The sequence below is a fragment of the Nocardiopsis sp. B62 genome, from assembly GCF_018070675.1.
Lineage (GTDB): Bacteria > Actinomycetota > Actinomycetes > Streptosporangiales > Streptosporangiaceae > Nocardiopsis > Nocardiopsis prasina.
Genome location: NZ_JAGPXK010000030.1, coordinates 39,134 through 55,216, shown reverse-complemented (window position 1 = coordinate 55,216; position 16,083 = coordinate 39,134). Strand labels below are relative to the sequence as shown.

Below are 16,083 nucleotides of genomic sequence, written 5' to 3'. Positions count from 1 at the left end.
TGGGGGGGGCGGCCCGGCCGTTCGGGGTTGACGGGGTCCGGGGGTCAGACCCAGGAGTCGAAGTTGCGGCCCTCGGCCTCGACCGTGGTGGACGGGCCGCGGTCCGGGAGGATGCGGGTGTCCGGCGGCAGGGAGAGCAGGTTCTCGCCGATGGAGGCGAGCTGGGTGGTGTAGTCGATGTAGGTGTTGCCGACCATGCCGGGCTCGCCCTTGCGGAGGGTGTCACCGCTGAACACGGCCCCGAGCTCGCTCACGTAGAAGCCGACGGTGCCGTTGGTGGTGCCGGGCAGGGCCAGGACGTCGATGTGCAGGTCGCCGATGTCCAGGGCGCCCTCGCCCTCGACGTCGATCTCCGGGCGGTGCTCCGCTCCGTGGATGCGGCGCCAGGCACGCATCTCGCGGGGGTGCAGCGCGATGTCGGCCTCGGTCTCCTCCGCGATGGCCAGGGCCGACTCGATGTGGGGGCTGTAGCCGTTGGTGCAGGCCACCAGGTAGACCTCGCGGTCGCCGACGGCCTTCATGATCGCCTCGGCGTCGTGGGCGGGGTCGATGATCACGACGCCGTCCTTGTCGGCCTCGATGATCCAGGTGTTGCTGATGATCTCGTACTTCTCGCCGTCGAACTCGAAGGTCCCGGCGGTGCGGACGCGGATGACTCCGTCCGAGTCGGGGCCGGTGACACCGACCTCCTCCACCTCGTCGTCCTCGTCGACGGACGCGGTGGCGACCTTGGTGTCGTCCTCGGCCTTGGTGTCGGACTCGATGTCGTCCTCGGCCTCGGTGTCGGCCTCATCGTCGGACTCGGCCCTGGGCTCGTCCTTGGCGTCCTTGGCGTCCTCGTCGGACTCGTCGGCCTCGGTGGAGTCGGCGTCGGACCCGTCAGCCTTGGCCTCGGTGTCCTCGGTGTCCTCGGCGTCAGCCTCGTTCCCGGACCCGGTGTCCTCGGTCTTGTCCTTGGTCTCCTTGGTGTCGACCGCGTCGTCCTCGGTCTCCTCGGTGACGTCCTCCGCGACCTCCGCAGCGGAATCGGTGGCCTCCTGGCCGTCCTGCTTCTTCGGCTTCCGCTTCCAGAACACGGCTCCAGACCTCTCATCCAGGGGTAAGTGCTAAATCGCTGCGACCATTCTCGCGTCCCCGCGCAGTGGTCCGTACCGTACCGAACGTCCGGCTCCGGCGGCAGGTCACCCCACGATCAGCGGTACACCGGTCGCGGGGGCTGTGAGCTCCTCGAAGGCCTCCGGAGCCGTGGTGCGACAACCCAGCCGGTGCCCGGTGAGGGCGCCGTGGTCGTCGCTGGAACCGGTCACCACCACGCCCAGGTCTGCGGCCACACCCCGCCAGAACTTGCGCTGCGGCCGGTTGTGCGAGGGGTGGTCGGCCTCGATCCCGCCCAGGCCGGCAGCGGCCATGCGCTCGGCCAGCTCCACGGGGACGGCGCCGTTGGTGGCGCCCTCGGCCCGCCCCGGGTGCGCCAGCGAGCAGACCCCGCCCGCCTCCCGGACCAGTTCGACAGCGCGAACCGGGTCGATCGCGTACCGGGAGGCGTAGGCCGGGCCACCCGATCCGATCCACTTGTCGAAGGCGTCCTGCACGTCCCGGGCAGCGCCCGCCTCCACCACCGCCCTGGCCAGGTGCGGGCGGCCGATGGTGTTGGCGTCGGCGTACTGCGCCTCGCCCGCCCCGGCGATCTCCAGGACCCGCTCCCAGGTCACGTCCACACCGTGTTCCTGGAGCTTGCGCACCATCTCCTCGGCGCGCGAGGCCCGGTCCGAGCGCACACGGCGCAGCTCGGCGGCCAGCCCCGAGGAGCCGGGGTCGAACAGGTAGGAGACCAGGTGGACGCTGGAGCCCTCATAGGCGCAGGACAGCTCCATGCCCGGGACCAGGGTGAACCCGGAGGGCAGATGCGCCGCCGCCTCCTCGATCCCGCCGACCGTGTCGTGGTCGGTCAGGGCCAGTACGTCGAGTCCGGCGGCGACCGCGTACGCGATGACCTCGGCTGGGGCGTCGGTCCCGTCGGAGACCGAGCTGTGGGAGTGCAGGTCGATACGTGTCACCGGGCGATTGTACGTAAGCGGGGGCGTTCCCGCTCGGTGCGGGACGGAGGGCGGGCTCAGTCCTGCTCGCCCTCGACCACCAGGATGCGGCTGAGGAAGGGGCTGGGCGCCCCGAACGGCGGTTCCTGGGCGACACCGCCGTCTCGAAGGTCGCGCAGGTCCCGAAGGGAGCTGACCTCGCACATCAGCAGGCCGGTGTCGGCGGACGCGAAGACCAGCCACAGCCAGTGGGAGAGAGCCTCACCGGCGTAGGCGGCGCGCTCGCGCCCCACATCGAGGTTCCACAGCGCCACCTCGTGCCCGTCGAAACGCACCTTGGCGTCGGGCGGACCGGAGTCGAACCCGTGGCCGGGGTCCGGGCCCTCCAGGCCCGCGATGCGGGCGCCGAGGCCGATCCCCGGGTCCTCCGCGACGATGACGGCCTCACCGACGCCGCCGAGGGGGTTGGGACCGGACAGGGCCACGGCCACCGCCAGGGCACCGCTGCGCTCGTCACCCACCTCCGCGAACCCGGTGACCACCCAGCCGGTCGGCAGCGGCCACGGAATCCACACGGGGACCCCTGCCTGTGAGAGGAGGGAGTCGAGTGCGGCGGGCCCCGGTGCCCGCACTCCCTGGAGGGGTGCCACCGCCCCATGGGCGTCACACCTCCACGCGCTGGTCCACAACCCCGGGGGTTGCACGGCGCGTCCGCAACGTGGACACGAGGGCTGGGCTTTCATGTTCTACGTGTTTACCCGAGTGGTGTCCTGTGAAAACGCAGAGCGGGCGGGGCGCGATCGCAACCCGCCCGCTCCGGGCGACGGCGGACCCGAAGGGCCGCCGTTCACCGCCTACTGCTGCTGACGCTTCCGGTTCGCCGTGATCCGGCCGCGCTCCTTCTGGTCGAGGATGACCTTGCGGATGCGGACGTTCTCCGGCGTCACCTCGACGCACTCGTCCTCGCGGCAGAACTCCAGGGCCTGCTCCAGGGAGAGCCTGCGCGGCGGCACCAGGCGGACGAGCTCGTCGCCGGTCGCCGAGCGCATGTTGGTGAGCTTCTTCTCCTTGGTGATGTTGACGTCCATGTCGTCGGAGCGCGAGTTCTCGCCGACGATCATGCCCTCGTACACCTCGGTGGTGGGCTCGACGAACAGCGTGCCGCGCTCCTGGAGGTTGAACATCGCGAACGCGACGGCCACACCGGCGCGGTCGGCGACCAGGGAGCCGTTCGGACGGGAGCGGATGTCACCGAACCAGGGCTCGAACTTCTCGAAGACGTGGTTGGCGATACCGGTGCCGCGCGTCTCGGTGAGGAACTCGGTGCGGAAGCCGATGAGGCCGCGGGACGGGACCAGCCAGTCCATGCGGACCCAGCCGGTGCCGTGGTTGACCATGTTCTCCATGCGGCCCTTGCGGACGCTCAGGAGCTGGGTGATGGCGCCCATGTACTCCTCGGGCGCGTCCACTGTGAGGCGCTCGACCGGCTCGTGCACCTTGCCGTCGATGTTCTTGGTGACCACCTGCGGCTTGCCGACGGTCAGCTCGTAGCCCTCACGGCGCATCTGCTCGACCAGGATGGCCAGCGCCAGCTCGCCGCGGCCCTGCACCTCCCAGGTGTCGGGACGCTCGGTCGGGAGCACGCGCAGGGAGACGTTGCCGACGAGCTCCTTCTCCAGGCGGTCCTTGACCAGACGGGCCGTGACCTTGGCACCCTTGACCTTGCCGACCAGCGGCGAGTTGTTGGTACCGATGGTCATGGAGATGGCGGGCTCGTCCACCTTGATGAGCGGCAGCGCCACGGGGTTCTCGGGGTCGGCGAGGGTCTCGCCGATCATGATCTCCTCGATACCGGCGATGGCCGCGATGTCACCGGGGCCGGCCTTCTCGGCGGGCTTGCGCTCCAGACCCTCGGTCATGAGCAGCTCGGTGATCTTGACCTGTTGGGTGGTGCCGTCCGTGCGGATCCACGCGACCTGCTGACCCTTGCGGAGCTCTCCCTGCTGGACCCGGACCAGGGCCAGACGGCCGAGGAAGGGGGAGGCGTCCAGGTTGGTGACGTGGGCCTGGAGGGGCGCGTCCGGGACGTACTCGGGGGCCGGGATGGTGCCCAGGATGGTGGAGAACAGCGGGACGAGGTTGTCGTTGTCGGGCACGGTGCCGTTGGCGGGGCGCTCCAGGGAGGCCTTGCCGTCACGGGCGCACGTGTAGACGATCGGGAACTCGATCTGCGACTCGTCGGCGTCCAGGTCCATGAACAGCTCGTAGGTGTCGTCCACGACCTCGGCGATCCGGCTGTCGGGCCGGTCGACCTTGTTGATCACGAGGATGACGGGGAGCTTGGCCTGGAGGGCCTTGCGGAGCACGAAGCGGGTCTGCGGGAGCGGGCCCTCGCTGGCGTCGACGAGCAGAACGACGCCGTCCACCATGGACAGGCCGCGCTCGACCTCGCCACCGAAGTCGGCGTGACCGGGGGTGTCGATGATGTTGATGACCACGTCCTCGCCCTCGGGCGTGGTGTAGTGCACCGCCGTGTTCTTCGCGAGAATGGTGATGCCCTTCTCGCGCTCCAGGTCGTTGGAGTCCATCACACGGTCGTCGACATCCTGGTTCTCCCGGAAGACTCCGGACTGCCAGAGCATGGCGTCAACGAGGGTCGTCTTGCCGTGGTCGACGTGAGCCACGATGGCGACGTTGCGCAGGTCACTGCGGCGGGCGGAGCCCTCGACGGGCGTAGCGCTGGACATGCTTAAGTCTCGATCTCCTGTACTGGGTAGAGACCGCAGAGTGCCACGGCCCGTAGCCAGTTTATGCGGTCATAGCGGGCTGGTTGGGAAACGTACAGGTCACCCCGGTTAGTTTCGTCACCCCGAAGGGGGTTGCGCCGGGGGGTGTCCGACCGTGCGTCATCCCTGTCATGAAGGGCTTTCGTGCGTCTGGAGGAGCGGGGTGAGCTCCGCCAGGAAGGGGATGTCGGCGGGCATCCAGTCGAGGTCACGGAGCCCCTCGGCGGGCACCCAGCGCACCTCCCGGTGCTCCAGCGCCCGGGGCTCTCCGGTGAGGAGTTCGGCCCCCAGCAGGCGCAGGACGGCGGGGCGGGTGTGCCCGTCGGAGGGGGCTGGAAAGGGCACGTCGGCGCCGATCTGTTCCCCGGCCCGGACGGTGACGCCCAGTTCCTCCCGGCACTCACGGACCAGCGCCTGGGCGGGGGTCTCCCCCGGTTCGGTCTTGCCTCCGGGGAACTCCCACAGCCCGCGCAGGCGCTCGGGTTCGGCGCGCTGCGCGGCCAGGACGTGTCCGTCCCGGATGATGGCCGCGCCCACCACGATCAGTGTCTGTCGCACGAACAACCACCCTAGGCCCTCCCGGTGGAGGCGGCCGACACCCGGGTTGGCCGGGACCGGCCGTTACCGGGCCGGCCGCAGCGAGGCCCCGGCGGTCCCCGGCCCGAACCGGGAACCGGCGCTAGGACTCCGCCGAAGGGTCGTCGAGCAGGCCGGGGATCCGCGACAGCCTGCCGTCGCGGGTGCTGACGTAGACCGAGCCGTCGCCGTGGTCCAGCCCCACACCGCAGACCGCACCGAGTCCGTCGGCCACGGCTCGTTGGAGGCCCTTGCTCACACCGTCGGTCAGGACGACCTCGTGCAACCTGCCGCCCGCCGGATCGCAGACGTGGGCGTTGGCCGCGCCGTCCGACGCCACGCGGACGCTGTGCCCCAGACCGCTCGCCACCTTGAGCGGGGAGGCGTCCTCCACTGACAGGTCGACCTCGTACAGTTCGCCGCTGTCGAACTGCCCGACGTAGGCCCGGTCCCCGTGCAGCGCCACCCCCGCGGCCCTGGGCACGGTCCAGGAGCGCCGCTCCCGCGCGGAATCGCCGTCCAGCTCGTACTCGATCAGCTTCCCCGCTGCGAAGTCGCTCACGTAGGCCCTGTCGTCGCCCGGTGCCAGCGCGACGCCGTAGGCGTGGACACCCTGGACGACCGCGGTGGGTGTGGCGGAGGGGTCGGAGAGGCTCACCGCGAGCAGGCGCCGGTTGCCGTAGTCGGCCACGTAGGCCCGGTCTCCGGCCGGGTCCAGCGCCACGTCGTTGGTGTCTCCCAGGTTCTCCGCGACGCGTTCCGTCACACCGGTGTCGAGGTCGACCCTGTGGAGCCTGCCGCCGCTGCCGCGTTCGACGACGTACGCCCGGCGGTTGGCGGTGTCCAGGGCGAGGCCCTCGGCCCTGCCCAATCCGGTGGCGATCTCGTCGGGGGCCCTCTTCGGGATCTCGACGCCGTCGTCCTTGTGGAGGGGGTGGTGCCTCTCCTCGAAGACGAGGTTCTCAAGTTCGAAGACCTCGTGCTCTCCGGCCAGGGTGGAGACGAGCTCGGCCTCTCCCCTCTGCATGAAGGGCCTGCCGTCGTCGGTGAGGTCGAAGGCGTCCTGGTCCGTCCCGGTCTCGCCGAGCTTCCACGCGAGCACCCTGGAGTGCTTCGGGTTCCTGGCCTGGGGACCGTCCGGCCGCACCTCCCTGACCTCGACCGGCTCGGGGTAGTACAGGGCGACCCAGCCGCCGAAGGTGATGGGGAACTCGTAGTCGAACCTGCGCACCTGTCGCCGTTGCGTGGCGAGGACGTCCACCCTGCTGCCGACCTCACCGCTGAGGGTGGAGGAGGTCTTGAAGCCGGTGGTCAGCGAACCGCTCACCGAAGCGGTGATCCCCAGCATCAGCTGGGCCGACAGCTCCCCGGTGCCCGTCGCGGTGCCCGTGGCCGTGGTCGTGCTCGTCGTCTGCGACTGGGACTCCGTGTCGACGCCCTGGTTGTCCTTGCTGTTCTTCAGGGTGGTCTTCTGGGAGTTGTTCAGCGCCATGCTCTTCTGTAGCTGCTGTTGCAGGGAGGCGGTGGCCTTGGCCCCGAAGGTGAGTTGCACCTGGCCCTGGAGCGACCAGCTGATCGTGTTGGAGATCGAGAACTCGACCGTGTGCGACCAGGTCGTCGGGGTGGGGTCGGTCCGGTTGACGTACGTCTGCTTGGAGACCACGTCGGGCGGCGGCTGGGTGATGTCGCCCCGCTCCTCGACCAGGGGCACACCGACCGTCATGTAGGCGCGCCACCCGCGTTGGTGCGCCGCCTCCTCCCTTTCGGGAAAATCGCCGAAGCGACCCTTGTTCAGGGAGAAGCCGGTGGGGTACACGTACCGGTCCCTGCCGTCGGGGGTCTTCTTCTCCGCCTTCCTCCTGAGTTTCTCCCTGTCCCGTTCCAGGATGACGGGCGCCTTGGCGGCGATGTCGAGTTCCCTGAGGTTCCTCCCCGTCATCGGGTGGCGGATGAACCGTTCTCCGAGACGAGTCGTACTCACGTTGTTCCTGGTGGGGCCGCCCATGTCCTTCGTCCTCCTCGAATGGTCGAATGCGTCTTCCGGGCGTCCTTGGAAGTCGCCTGCCAACCGGCGTGAAAGGGACACCCGATCGGAGCGAACGTCCGGCCCGGATTCAGTCCGTGGTCGGCTTTCGGTCGAAACCCCTGACGTTCTCCGTCGACCGCTCGTTGTCCTTCCTCAGTTCCTCCCGGTCCTGGTCACTGATGCTCGGCTGGTCCTCCTCCTCGACTTCCACCGTCACCTTCCCGGACGCCTCGTCCCTGGTGGAGGAGGCCATGTCGGTCGTCGAACCGGGGTCCTCGCTGGCGGCCCGCTGCTCGGTGGCGGCGGCCCGGGTGTTCCCGAACAGGGGGGCGACGAAGCCGCCAAGGATCTTCAGCGCCTCAGGAGAGGTCTCGCGCACGAGTTTCGGATCCCGTTCGACCTCGGGGATCCCGTCGAAGAGTTCCGGATCGACGCCCTCCCATTCGGGGCGCGCGCCGGGGATCCTGCCGTGGACGTCCCTGGCCGACTCCTCGGCGGCACCGGCCTCCTTTCCCCCGTTGCCGAATATGTTCTTGAAGGTCATGGCGTCTCCCATCGCTGTTGTCGGTTGTCATGGCTTCGCGGGCACGACGCACAACCGCCCGGAATTCGGTGGTCGAAACGTGATCCACATCGGAGGAAGGGGCGTCCGGGAGCCGTCCTCGGAAAGGGCACTGGGGGGCCGGATTCCGAGGGCTCATCGCGTCAGGGGGGCCGGGCGGCTCCGCGTCCTTCCATACCCCCATGATGAACCATTTACCCGGATCGGTCATGCGGTTTCCGGACAGATTCACGTTCGTCTTGGAAGTCGCCTGGAAAGTCGCGAATAGGAAACTCGCGAAAAAGAGATCCCCATGTCGGAAATTGGGGGACGAAAAGTGCGCGAGTCAGTCGGAGGACACGGCGAGCGGTCTGCGCAGGCGGTGCGCGAGGGAGGTGTACCGGCGTCCCGAGGAGGCGTTGGCCACCGCGCGGGCCAGGGCGCGGCGGGAGCCCACCAGCACGACCAGCTTCCTGGCCCTGGTGATCCCGGTGTAGAGCAGGTTGCGTTGCAGCATCATCCACGCCGAGGTGGTGACGGGGATGACCACCGCCGGGTACTCGCTGCCCTGGGACCGGTGCACCGTGACGGCGTAGGCGTGGGCGAGTTCGTCCAGCTCGGCGAAGTCGTAGGCGATCTCCTCGTCCTCGTCCGTGCGCACGGTCAGCTCCTGGCCCACCTGGTCGATGCCGGTGACCACCCCCAGGGTCCCGTTGAACACCCCGTTCGCGCCCTTGTCGTAGTTGTTGCGCACCTGGGTGACCTTGTCCCCCACGCGGTAGACCCGGCCGCCCAGCCTGCGCTCGGGGACGTGGTCTCCGGGCGGTGTCAGCGCGGTCTGGAGCGCCGCGTTGAGGTTGACCGACCCGGCCGGGCCGCCCTTCATCGGGGTGAGGACCTGTACGTCCCTGCGGGGGTCGAGGGCGAAGCGTCGGGGGATGCGCCGCGCCACGACGTCCACGACCGTCTCGGCGGTCTCCTCGGCCTCGTCGCAGGCGAAGAGAAAGAAGTCGGACATGCCCTGGAACTCGGGGGGTTCCCCCTGGTTGATCCGGTGCGCGTTGGTGACCACACCGGACTGCTGGGCCTGGCGGAACACGTGGGTCAGGCGCACGTGCGGTACAGGGGAGCCCTCCTCCAACAGGTCCCGCAGAACCTGCCCGGCGCCCACGGACGGCAGCTGGTCCACGTCGCCGACGAACACCAGGTGGGCCCCGGGCGGGACCGCCTTGACCAGTTTGTTGGCCAGGACGAGGTCGAGCATGGAAGCCTCGTCCACCACGAGGAGGTCGCAGTCCAGGGGGTTGTCGCGGTCGTGCGCCGCCTCCCCGCCGGGGCGCAGTTCGAGGAGCCGGTGGACGGTGGAGGCCTCGTGGCCTGTGAGTTCGGTGAGGCGTTTGGCGGCCCGTCCGGTGGGCGCGGCCAGGATGATCCTCGCGTCCTTCACCGACGCCATGGTGACGATGGAGGCCACCGTGTAGGACTTGCCGCAGCCCGGCCCGCCGGTGAGGACGCAGACCCTGCTGGTCAACGTCTCGCGGACCGCGTCCCGCTGGGCCTCGGCGAGGGTGGACTCCGAACGCCTGTCGAGCCAGTCGAAGGCCCTGGGCCAGTCGACGTCGGTGAAGGCGGGCAGACGCTCCAGTGGAGTCTCCAGCAGGGAGCGCAGACCGGCGGCCAGGCCGATCTCGGCCCGGTGGAAGGGCAGGAGGTAGACCGCGCGGACCGGTTCGTCGTCGGGGCCGGGCACGGTCTCGCGGGCCACACCCTCGGCGGCGACCAGCTCGGCCAGGCACTCGATGACCAGCCCCGTCTCCACCTGGAGGATTTTCACCGCGGCGGAGATGAGCCGTTCCTCCGGCAGGAAGCAGTGCCCGTCGCCGCCGGACTCCGAGAGGGTGAACTGGATGCCCGCCATCACCCGCTGGGGGCTGTCGTGCGGGACGCCGACCGCCTGGGCGATGGTGTCGGCGGTCCTGAACCCGATCCCCCACACCTCCGAGGCCAGTCGGTAGGGCTCCTCCTGGACCACCCGGATGGAGTCGTCGCCGTACCTCTTGTAGACGCGCACGGCCAACGAGGTGCTGACCTGCACCCCCTGGAGGAAGACCATCACCTCCTTGATGGCCTTCTGTTCCTCCCAGGCGTCGGTGATGAGTCCGGTGCGCTTGGGCCCCAGTCCGGGGACCTCGATCAGGCGGGCGGGCTCCTCCTCGATGACGTCGAGGGCCTCGGTACCGAAGTGGTCAACGATCCGCTCGGCCATACGCGGCCCGATCCCCTTGATCAACCCGGAGCCGAGGTAGCGACGGATGCCCTGCACCGTGGCGGGCAGCACCGTGGTGAAGTCGTCCACGTGGAACTGGCGGCCGTACTGGGGGTGCGACCCCCAGCGGCCGTACATGCGCAGGGACTCGCCGGGCTGGGCGCCCGGCAGCGAGCCGACCACGGTGAGCAGGTCGTGGCCGCCACGGCCGGTGTCGACCTTGGCGACGGTGTAGCCGTTCTCCTCGTTGGCGAAGGTGACGCGCTCCAGGACGCCCTGGACCACCGCCCGCGAGTGCGTGGACATGGAACCACCCTCCTCTCAGCGGTCGTCCGTGCCGGGCAGCGGCGGGGCTTCGTCCCCCAGGACCGCCAGCACGCGGTCCCGGTCCGCACGGCGCAGCCCCGCAGCCACCTGGGTGTACGAGTGCACCAGCATCTCCACCAGTTCGTCGTCGGGGACGGAGCCGTCCAACCGCACGGAGTTCCAGTGCCGCTTGTTCATGTGCCAGCCGGGGGTGACGGCCGGGAACCGCCCGCGCAGGTCCAGGGCGAGTTCGGGGTCGCACTTGAGGTTGACCGTGACGGCCTCCTCGGCGGAACCCCCGGTGAGGAGGGCGAACATCCTCTGGTCGGCCACCTTGTAGACGAGCGGCCCCGGACCGAAGGGCTCACTCTCCCGGGCCTCGGGAAACCACAGCGCCGCGTCGATGAACTGTTCTGGTGTCATGCCCTCTCCCCCACGCCCGGTGTTCGACCGGTGTCCGGTTCGAGCCTGCCAGAGCGCACCGACCTTCGGGGCCCCTCCCCCAGCCTGTGGACAACTCTCCCGACGCCGCGGAGACGGGCCCGAGGAGGGGACTCACGGATATGATCCGCTCGAACCTCCCCCACTGCCGGTTGGAGTGCCCATGAAGGCGCGCGGTGTACGCAGGCTGGCCCCGCTCGAACCGGGGGACCCCGTGGAGGTCGCGGGGCACCGGGTACGCGGCCGGGTCGGCTCGGGGGGCATGGGCACCGTGTACGCCGCCGAGTCCCCGGGCGCCCACGGCTACCTGGCCGTCAAGGTGGCCCACCCGGGACTCGCGCGCGACCAGCGGATCCGGGAGCGCTTCACCCACGAGGCCCGTCTGCTCGCCAAGGTGGACAGCCCGTGCGTGGCGCGGTTCGTGCGCGCGGACGTGGAGGCCCTGCCGCCGTGGATGATCACCGAGTACGTCCCGGGGCCGACCCTGCGCCACCACGTGGAGCGGTTCGGACGGCTGCGCGGCGGCATGCTTCTCGGGCTGGCGGCGGGCGTGGCCGAGGCGCTGCGCGCCGTGCACGCGGCGGGGGTGGTGCACCGCGACCTCAAGCCCGGCAACGTGGTGCTGTCCGGCCGGGGGCCCAAGCTCCTGGACTTCGGTATCGCGCACGCCGCGGAGGACCCCGACCCCACCAAGTGGCGGCGGCTGCGCCGGATGCGCCGGGCCTACCGGACGCTCGGGCTGCCCTCCCCGGAGACCCTGGCGGACCAGCGCACCGCCCGGATGCTCGACCGTCGGGGCACCCCGGGGTGGATCAGCCCGGAGCAGTACCGGCGTCAGCCCACCACGCACGCGTCGGACGTGTTCCTGTGGGGCGCGACGGTGGCCTTCGCGTCCGTGGGGCACGACCCGTTCGGCACCGCGCCGCCCAGGGAGATGGCCCGGAGGGTGACCATGGAGGAGCCCGACCTGCGGTACCTGCCTGTGGGGCTGGAGAAGCTGGTGGTGGCGGCGCTCAGCAAGGACCCCGACGAGCGCCCGCGCTCCGGGGAGCTGCTGCGCGCGGTCCTGGACCTGGAGGGAACGGAGGGCGGGGTCCGGGCCCGGGCCGGCGTGGGAGACGGGGGTGTGCGCGGACTTCTGGAGCGCCACTGGACCCGGGTCGCGGTGCGATCGCCCCTGCCGCCCCGCGAGGGCCGGTTCTTCGGCCGCCCGCCCGGCTAGGGCACGCCCGGCAAGAGTGCGGGAAGCACGACGCCCCCTGCGGGGGTCGGCAGGGGGCGCGGAGCGAGCGGAGTGGGATCAGAGCAGGCCGAAGTAGGCCCGGCTCTCCTTGGACCACATGAAGGCCAGCATCGCGGCCGCGAAGCCCAGCGGGACGATCGCGAGGAGTTCGCCCCCGAGCAGGGACCACAGCAGGATGCCCGCGGCGGCCCCCTGGAACAGCAGAGTGCTCCAGAAGACGCCGACCGTGCGACGGCGGAGTCTGCTGGCGATGAGCAGGGACAGCGACCCGTAGATCCCCGTCACCACGGCCATGAGGCTCATCTGCGCGCGCATCATCTCGGCGTCGAAGGCCAGTGCCACACCCTGCTCGGCGGCGAGCGCCGCCTGCTCTTCCAGCGCCTCGTCCATCATCTCGGCGGGCGCGGACAGCCCCATGAGGAAGAGCAGCAGGAGCAGGAGTCCGCTTACACCGCCGACGAACATCAGCGTGCGGACGGTCACGACCCTGCGGGGCATGGGGGCGTCGGGACGCAGGGCCTCCAGGTGGGGCGCGTCGAAGTCGGGCATCCCCCGTTGCGAGGGCACCCCGCTCCGTCCCGAGTCGGGGTCGTACGGGTCCTGGCCAGAGGGAAACACGGACGTCCTCCGAGGGAATCGAGCCGACTGTCCCCTCCATGGTAGGGGCGCGGCGTCGTGGGAGCGCGAGTCCCGGGGGCCGCTCCGACGCGGGTTGGTCCGAAACCAACTACGGAACGCGACCGCAATACCCCCGACGTGACCCTGGGCTATCGTCTCAGTGCGCGAACCTGCACGCACACGGGAGGTTCTGCAAATCGTAACCCCCGGGCCCGTGCCCGAACACCCGTCCCCATCTAGGGTGAAAAAACTCCGCCCCCTCCGGCCCCCGGGGCGGAATCCCCGCACAGTCCCCCAAAGGAGTCACAGCAGACATGTCCAGACTCGTGCGCGCGACCGGCGCACTGATCCTGACGGGCGCGCTGATGGTGCCCCTGGCCCCGGCGGCCAGCGCGTACGCACCCACGGACACCCCTGACGGAGACGCGGCCTTCACCCTCACGCTCCTGCACGGCAACGACCCCGAGTCCGCCCTCCTGCACTCCTCCGCCGACCCCGACTTCGGCGGCGCCGCGCGCTACGCCAGCCTGCTCCACCAGCTGCGCGACAGCGAGAACGCGGGCACCGGCGCCGGCTCGGGCGAGTCCGCCAACCGCGGCGTGGTCGCCGTCAACTCCGGCGACCTGTACCTGCCCGGCCCGGAGTTCGCCGCCTCCCAGGAGGAGGGCGCACCCTTCTACGACGCGATCGCCACCTCCCACATGGGCTACGACGCGATCTCCATGGGCAACCACGAGTTCGACTTCGGTCCGGACGTGTACGCCGACTTCATCGGTGTCCTGCCCGAGAGCACCCCCGTGGTCGCCGCCAACGTGGACGTGTCCGGTGAGGCCTCGCTGGCCGCTCTGGAGGCCGAGGGACGGATCGCCCCCAGCACCGTCGCCGAGGTCGAGGGCGAGAAGGTCGGTATCGTCGGCGCGCTCTACCCGCCGTTGGCCACCATCACCAGCCCGCGCGACGTCGTGGTCGACGAGGTCGTCGGCCCGGTCCAGGCCGAGGTCGACCGCCTCTCCGCGGAGGGCGTCGACAAGATCATCCTCATCTCGCACCTCCAGAACATCACCTACGAGGAGCGGGTCGCCAAGGAACTGACGGGTGTGGACGCCATGGTGGCCGGTGGCGGCCACGAGGTGATGGCCAACCCCGACGACGCCCTGGTCCCCGGTGACGAGGTCACCGTCCACCCCGGCACCGGCGAGCCGCTGTCCTACCCGCTGCTGGCGGACAACGCGGACGGCGAGGAGGTGCCCATCGTCACGGCGGGCTCCGACTACAAGTACGTGGGCCGCTTGGTCCTCAACTTCGACGCCGCCGGGGACCTCCTCTCCGTGGGCGACCGCTCCGGCCCGGTCCGGGTCTCCGGAACCGGCGAGGACGCCGTGGAACCGCACCCCGAGGTGGAGGCGGAGGTGACCAAGCCGGTCACCGACTACGTCGCCGAGCTCGCGGAGACCGAGGTGGCCCGTAGCGAGGTCGCTCTGGACGGCACGCAGAACCCGGGTGTACGCACGCAGGAGACCAACCTCGGCAGCCTCATGGCCGACGCCCTGCTGGACACCGGTGAGCGCAACGCCGAGGAGTACGGCGTCCCCAAGCCGCAGATCGGCATCCAGAACGGCGGCGGCATCCGCAACGCCTCGGTGATCCCGGCCGGTCCGCTGACGGTGCTGGACACCTACTCGATCGCGCCGTTCGCCAACCAGGTGGCCGTGGTCCCCGAGATCCCCCGCGGTCAGATCAAGGAGCTGCTGGAGCGCGGCGTGGCCTCCGCGCCCTCCGCCGACGGCGGGTTCATGCAGGTCGCAGGAGTCAACTTCGCCTACGACCCCGAGCGCACCGCGCAGGTCGTGGACGAGGACGGCGAGGTGCTCACCCAGGGCGAGCGGGTGCGCAACGCGATCCTGCACGACGGCACGGTCATCGTCGAGGACGGCGAGGTCGTGGACGGCGCGGCCATCACGGTGGTCACCAACGACTTCTCGGCGGGCGGCGGCGACATGTACCCGTTCCGCGGGGCCGACTACACCGTGGTGGGCTCCACCTACCAGGGCGCGCTGGAGCGCTTCCTCAGCGGGACCCTCGACGGCGGGATCAGCGCCGAGGACTACCCCGAGGGCGGCGCAGGCCGCATCGTGGTCGGGGAGAAGGCCACGGTGCCCCCCGGCGGTGACGACGACGGTGACGACACCGATCCGCCCGCGTCGCCGAGTCCCAGCCCGAGCCCCAGCCCCAGTCCGAGCGAGAGCCCGACGAGCGGGCCCACCGACGGTCCGGGCGACCAGAAGCCCGGCGTCCCCGACGACAAGAAGGGCGGCACCCTTCCGGTGACCGGTGGGGCCCTGACCGGCCTGGTCATCGCCGCCCTGGTCGCCATCGGCGCCGGTGGCGCGGCCCTCTACCTGAGTCGTGGGCGCAGGTCGGCGGGCACCGGGGAGATCGAGGGCTGATCCCGACCGGACCCCGTCGTCGACGCGGGTCGGACAGCGAACGCGGGCCCGTCCGAGTGGAGACTCGGACGGGCCCGCGCGTCATGTGGGGCCGGTCCCAGGGGTGCGGGAGCAGTCAGCAGCGGGGCAGCCCCTCGATCGGCTTCCATGGCTCACTGTCGCGGAAGGCGGTGGCGCTGACGAAGACGTCGCGGTTGCCGGTGTCGTCGTCGGTCAGAGCCCACCAGGTGGAGTAGCCGTCCTCGCCGTCGGAGTGCGGTTCGCCCTCCACCTGGCAGAAGAAGTAGTGGCGCCCGGCCCAGAGCCAGCCGCCCGTGGGGTAGCGGCTCTCCTGGGACCAGTAGGTCCGGGCGTCGCGCCAGGTGGAGTAGTAGTGCCGGTGGGAGAACGCGGTGGCCTCGGGTTGATGGGCCGCCTCGTCCGAGGAGGGGGCCACCGGGGTCTCCACGCGTACGGCCTCCGCGACGGTGTGCCCGGCGGCCGGAGCCGCGAGCGCGGTCGGTAGGACGACGGCGAGGGCGAGGGTCAGCGCGGCCGGCGCCCCGAGGGGTGTCCCCGTCCCCCGCCACTCCCCCCATCCCCTTGGTCTGGTCGGGCCCTTCGGGCCACCCGGTCGGCTTCCGGCCTTGTCGTTGCGCCGCACCATCCACACTCCTCACGTGCCCCGGACCGGGATCGGGGTCCGAGATGGGTGACGGGCCCGGTGGGGTGCGGCCCCGGAGGACCGCCAACCACCACCAACACCACCATTGCCACCCCTATCATCACTCAGAGTGTTCAATTGGGCGCGTTACGAC

13 protein-coding genes are annotated in these 16,083 nt (G+C 70.5%); 2 read left to right on the top strand and 11 right to left on the bottom strand.

What is annotated here, in order from left to right:
* Positions 1–44: 44 nt before the first annotated feature.
* The 9 genes from KBX21_RS23090 to KBX21_RS23050 all read right to left on the bottom strand — a co-directional run bounded on the left by KBX21_RS23090 (position 45) and on the right by KBX21_RS23050 (position 10,960).
* Positions 45–1,076: an MBL fold metallo-hydrolase gene (locus KBX21_RS23090; RefSeq protein ID WP_210843652.1), complete on the bottom strand. Its 1,032-nt coding sequence runs from the start codon at positions 1,074–1,076 to the stop codon at positions 45–47.
* Positions 1,077–1,181: 105 nt separating this feature from the next.
* Positions 1,182–2,057, bottom strand: coding sequence for a PHP domain-containing protein (locus KBX21_RS23085; RefSeq protein WP_049569868.1), 876 nt, complete (start codon positions 2,055–2,057; stop codon positions 1,182–1,184).
* Between the two features lie 56 nt (positions 2,058–2,113).
* Entirely contained in the window at positions 2,114–2,779 is a 666-nt protein-coding gene (locus KBX21_RS23080) for a DUF6758 family protein (RefSeq protein ID WP_049569871.1), read from the bottom strand.
* Between the two features lie 111 nt (positions 2,780–2,890).
* The gene (gene typA / locus KBX21_RS23075; protein WP_049569874.1) at positions 2,891–4,783 is read right to left on the bottom strand and encodes a translational GTPase TypA; all 1,893 of its coding nucleotides are present in this window, start codon (positions 4,781–4,783) and stop codon (positions 2,891–2,893) included.
* A 168-nt stretch (positions 4,784–4,951) separates the two neighbouring features.
* Positions 4,952–5,380 carry a (deoxy)nucleoside triphosphate pyrophosphohydrolase gene (locus KBX21_RS23070; RefSeq protein WP_210843650.1) on the bottom strand — a complete coding sequence of 143 codons (429 nt, stop codon included), beginning with the start codon at positions 5,378–5,380 and terminating at the stop codon, positions 4,952–4,954.
* 121 nt (positions 5,381–5,501) lie between these two features.
* Positions 5,502–7,403: a YncE family protein gene (locus KBX21_RS23065; RefSeq protein ID WP_210843648.1), complete on the bottom strand. Its 1,902-nt coding sequence runs from the start codon at positions 7,401–7,403 to the stop codon at positions 5,502–5,504.
* 109 nt (positions 7,404–7,512) lie between these two features.
* Positions 7,513–7,968, bottom strand: coding sequence for a hypothetical protein (locus KBX21_RS23060; protein WP_210843646.1), 456 nt, complete (start codon positions 7,966–7,968; stop codon positions 7,513–7,515).
* A 343-nt stretch (positions 7,969–8,311) separates the two neighbouring features.
* Positions 8,312–10,537 carry an ATP-dependent RecD-like DNA helicase gene (locus KBX21_RS23055; RefSeq protein ID WP_210843644.1) on the bottom strand — a complete coding sequence of 742 codons (2,226 nt, stop codon included), beginning with the start codon at positions 10,535–10,537 and terminating at the stop codon, positions 8,312–8,314.
* Between the two features lie 15 nt (positions 10,538–10,552).
* The gene (locus KBX21_RS23050; protein WP_210843642.1) at positions 10,553–10,960 is read right to left on the bottom strand and encodes an MmcQ/YjbR family DNA-binding protein; all 408 of its coding nucleotides are present in this window, start codon (positions 10,958–10,960) and stop codon (positions 10,553–10,555) included.
* 181 nt (positions 10,961–11,141) lie between these two features.
* Here KBX21_RS23050 and KBX21_RS23045 point away from each other — a divergent pair, with 181 nt between their 5' ends.
* Positions 11,142–12,200 carry a serine/threonine-protein kinase gene (locus KBX21_RS23045; protein ID WP_049569888.1) on the top strand — a complete coding sequence of 353 codons (1,059 nt, stop codon included), beginning with the start codon at positions 11,142–11,144 and terminating at the stop codon, positions 12,198–12,200.
* 78 nt (positions 12,201–12,278) lie between these two features.
* Here KBX21_RS23045 and KBX21_RS23040 read toward each other — a convergent pair whose 3' ends face one another.
* Positions 12,279–12,770 carry a hypothetical protein gene (locus tag KBX21_RS23040; RefSeq protein ID WP_199776510.1) on the bottom strand — a complete coding sequence of 164 codons (492 nt, stop codon included), beginning with the start codon at positions 12,768–12,770 and terminating at the stop codon, positions 12,279–12,281.
* A 383-nt stretch (positions 12,771–13,153) separates the two neighbouring features.
* Here KBX21_RS23040 and KBX21_RS23035 point away from each other — a divergent pair, with 383 nt between their 5' ends.
* On the top strand, positions 13,154–15,286 hold the full coding sequence (locus tag KBX21_RS23035) for a bifunctional UDP-sugar hydrolase/5'-nucleotidase (RefSeq protein ID WP_210843640.1): 2,133 nt from the start codon (positions 13,154–13,156) through the stop codon (positions 15,284–15,286).
* 115 nt (positions 15,287–15,401) lie between these two features.
* Here KBX21_RS23035 and KBX21_RS23030 read toward each other — a convergent pair whose 3' ends face one another.
* Positions 15,402–15,932, bottom strand: coding sequence for a hypothetical protein (locus tag KBX21_RS23030; RefSeq protein ID WP_049569897.1), 531 nt, complete (start codon positions 15,930–15,932; stop codon positions 15,402–15,404).
* Positions 15,933–16,083: the final 151 nt, after the last annotated feature.

What these genes read in the sequence shown, in the direction of transcription:
- KBX21_RS23080 (WP_049569871.1), bottom strand. Translation starts at nt 2,779, where the DNA reads ATGAAAGCCCAGCCCTCGTGTCCACGTTGCGGACGCGCCGTGCAACCC.
- KBX21_RS23060 (WP_210843646.1), bottom strand. Translation starts at nt 7,968, where the DNA reads ATGACCTTCAAGAACATATTCGGCAACGGGGGAAAGGAGGCCGGTGCC.
- KBX21_RS23045 (WP_049569888.1), top strand. Translation starts at nt 11,142, where the DNA reads ATGAAGGCGCGCGGTGTACGCAGGCTGGCCCCGCTCGAACCGGGGGAC.
- KBX21_RS23050 (WP_210843642.1), bottom strand. Translation starts at nt 10,960, where the DNA reads ATGACACCAGAACAGTTCATCGACGCGGCGCTGTGGTTTCCCGAGGCC.
- KBX21_RS23065 (WP_210843648.1), bottom strand. Translation starts at nt 7,403, where the DNA reads ATGGGCGGCCCCACCAGGAACAACGTGAGTACGACTCGTCTCGGAGAA.
- KBX21_RS23055 (WP_210843644.1), bottom strand. Translation starts at nt 10,537, where the DNA reads ATGTCCACGCACTCGCGGGCGGTGGTCCAGGGCGTCCTGGAGCGCGTC.
- KBX21_RS23035 (WP_210843640.1), top strand. Translation starts at nt 13,154, where the DNA reads ATGTCCAGACTCGTGCGCGCGACCGGCGCACTGATCCTGACGGGCGCG.
- typA (WP_049569874.1), bottom strand. Translation starts at nt 4,783, where the DNA reads ATGTCCAGCGCTACGCCCGTCGAGGGCTCCGCCCGCCGCAGTGACCTG.
- KBX21_RS23030 (WP_049569897.1), bottom strand. Translation starts at nt 15,932, where the DNA reads ATGGTGCGGCGCAACGACAAGGCCGGAAGCCGACCGGGTGGCCCGAAG.
- KBX21_RS23040 (WP_199776510.1), bottom strand. Translation starts at nt 12,770, where the DNA reads ATGCCCGACTTCGACGCGCCCCACCTGGAGGCCCTGCGTCCCGACGCC.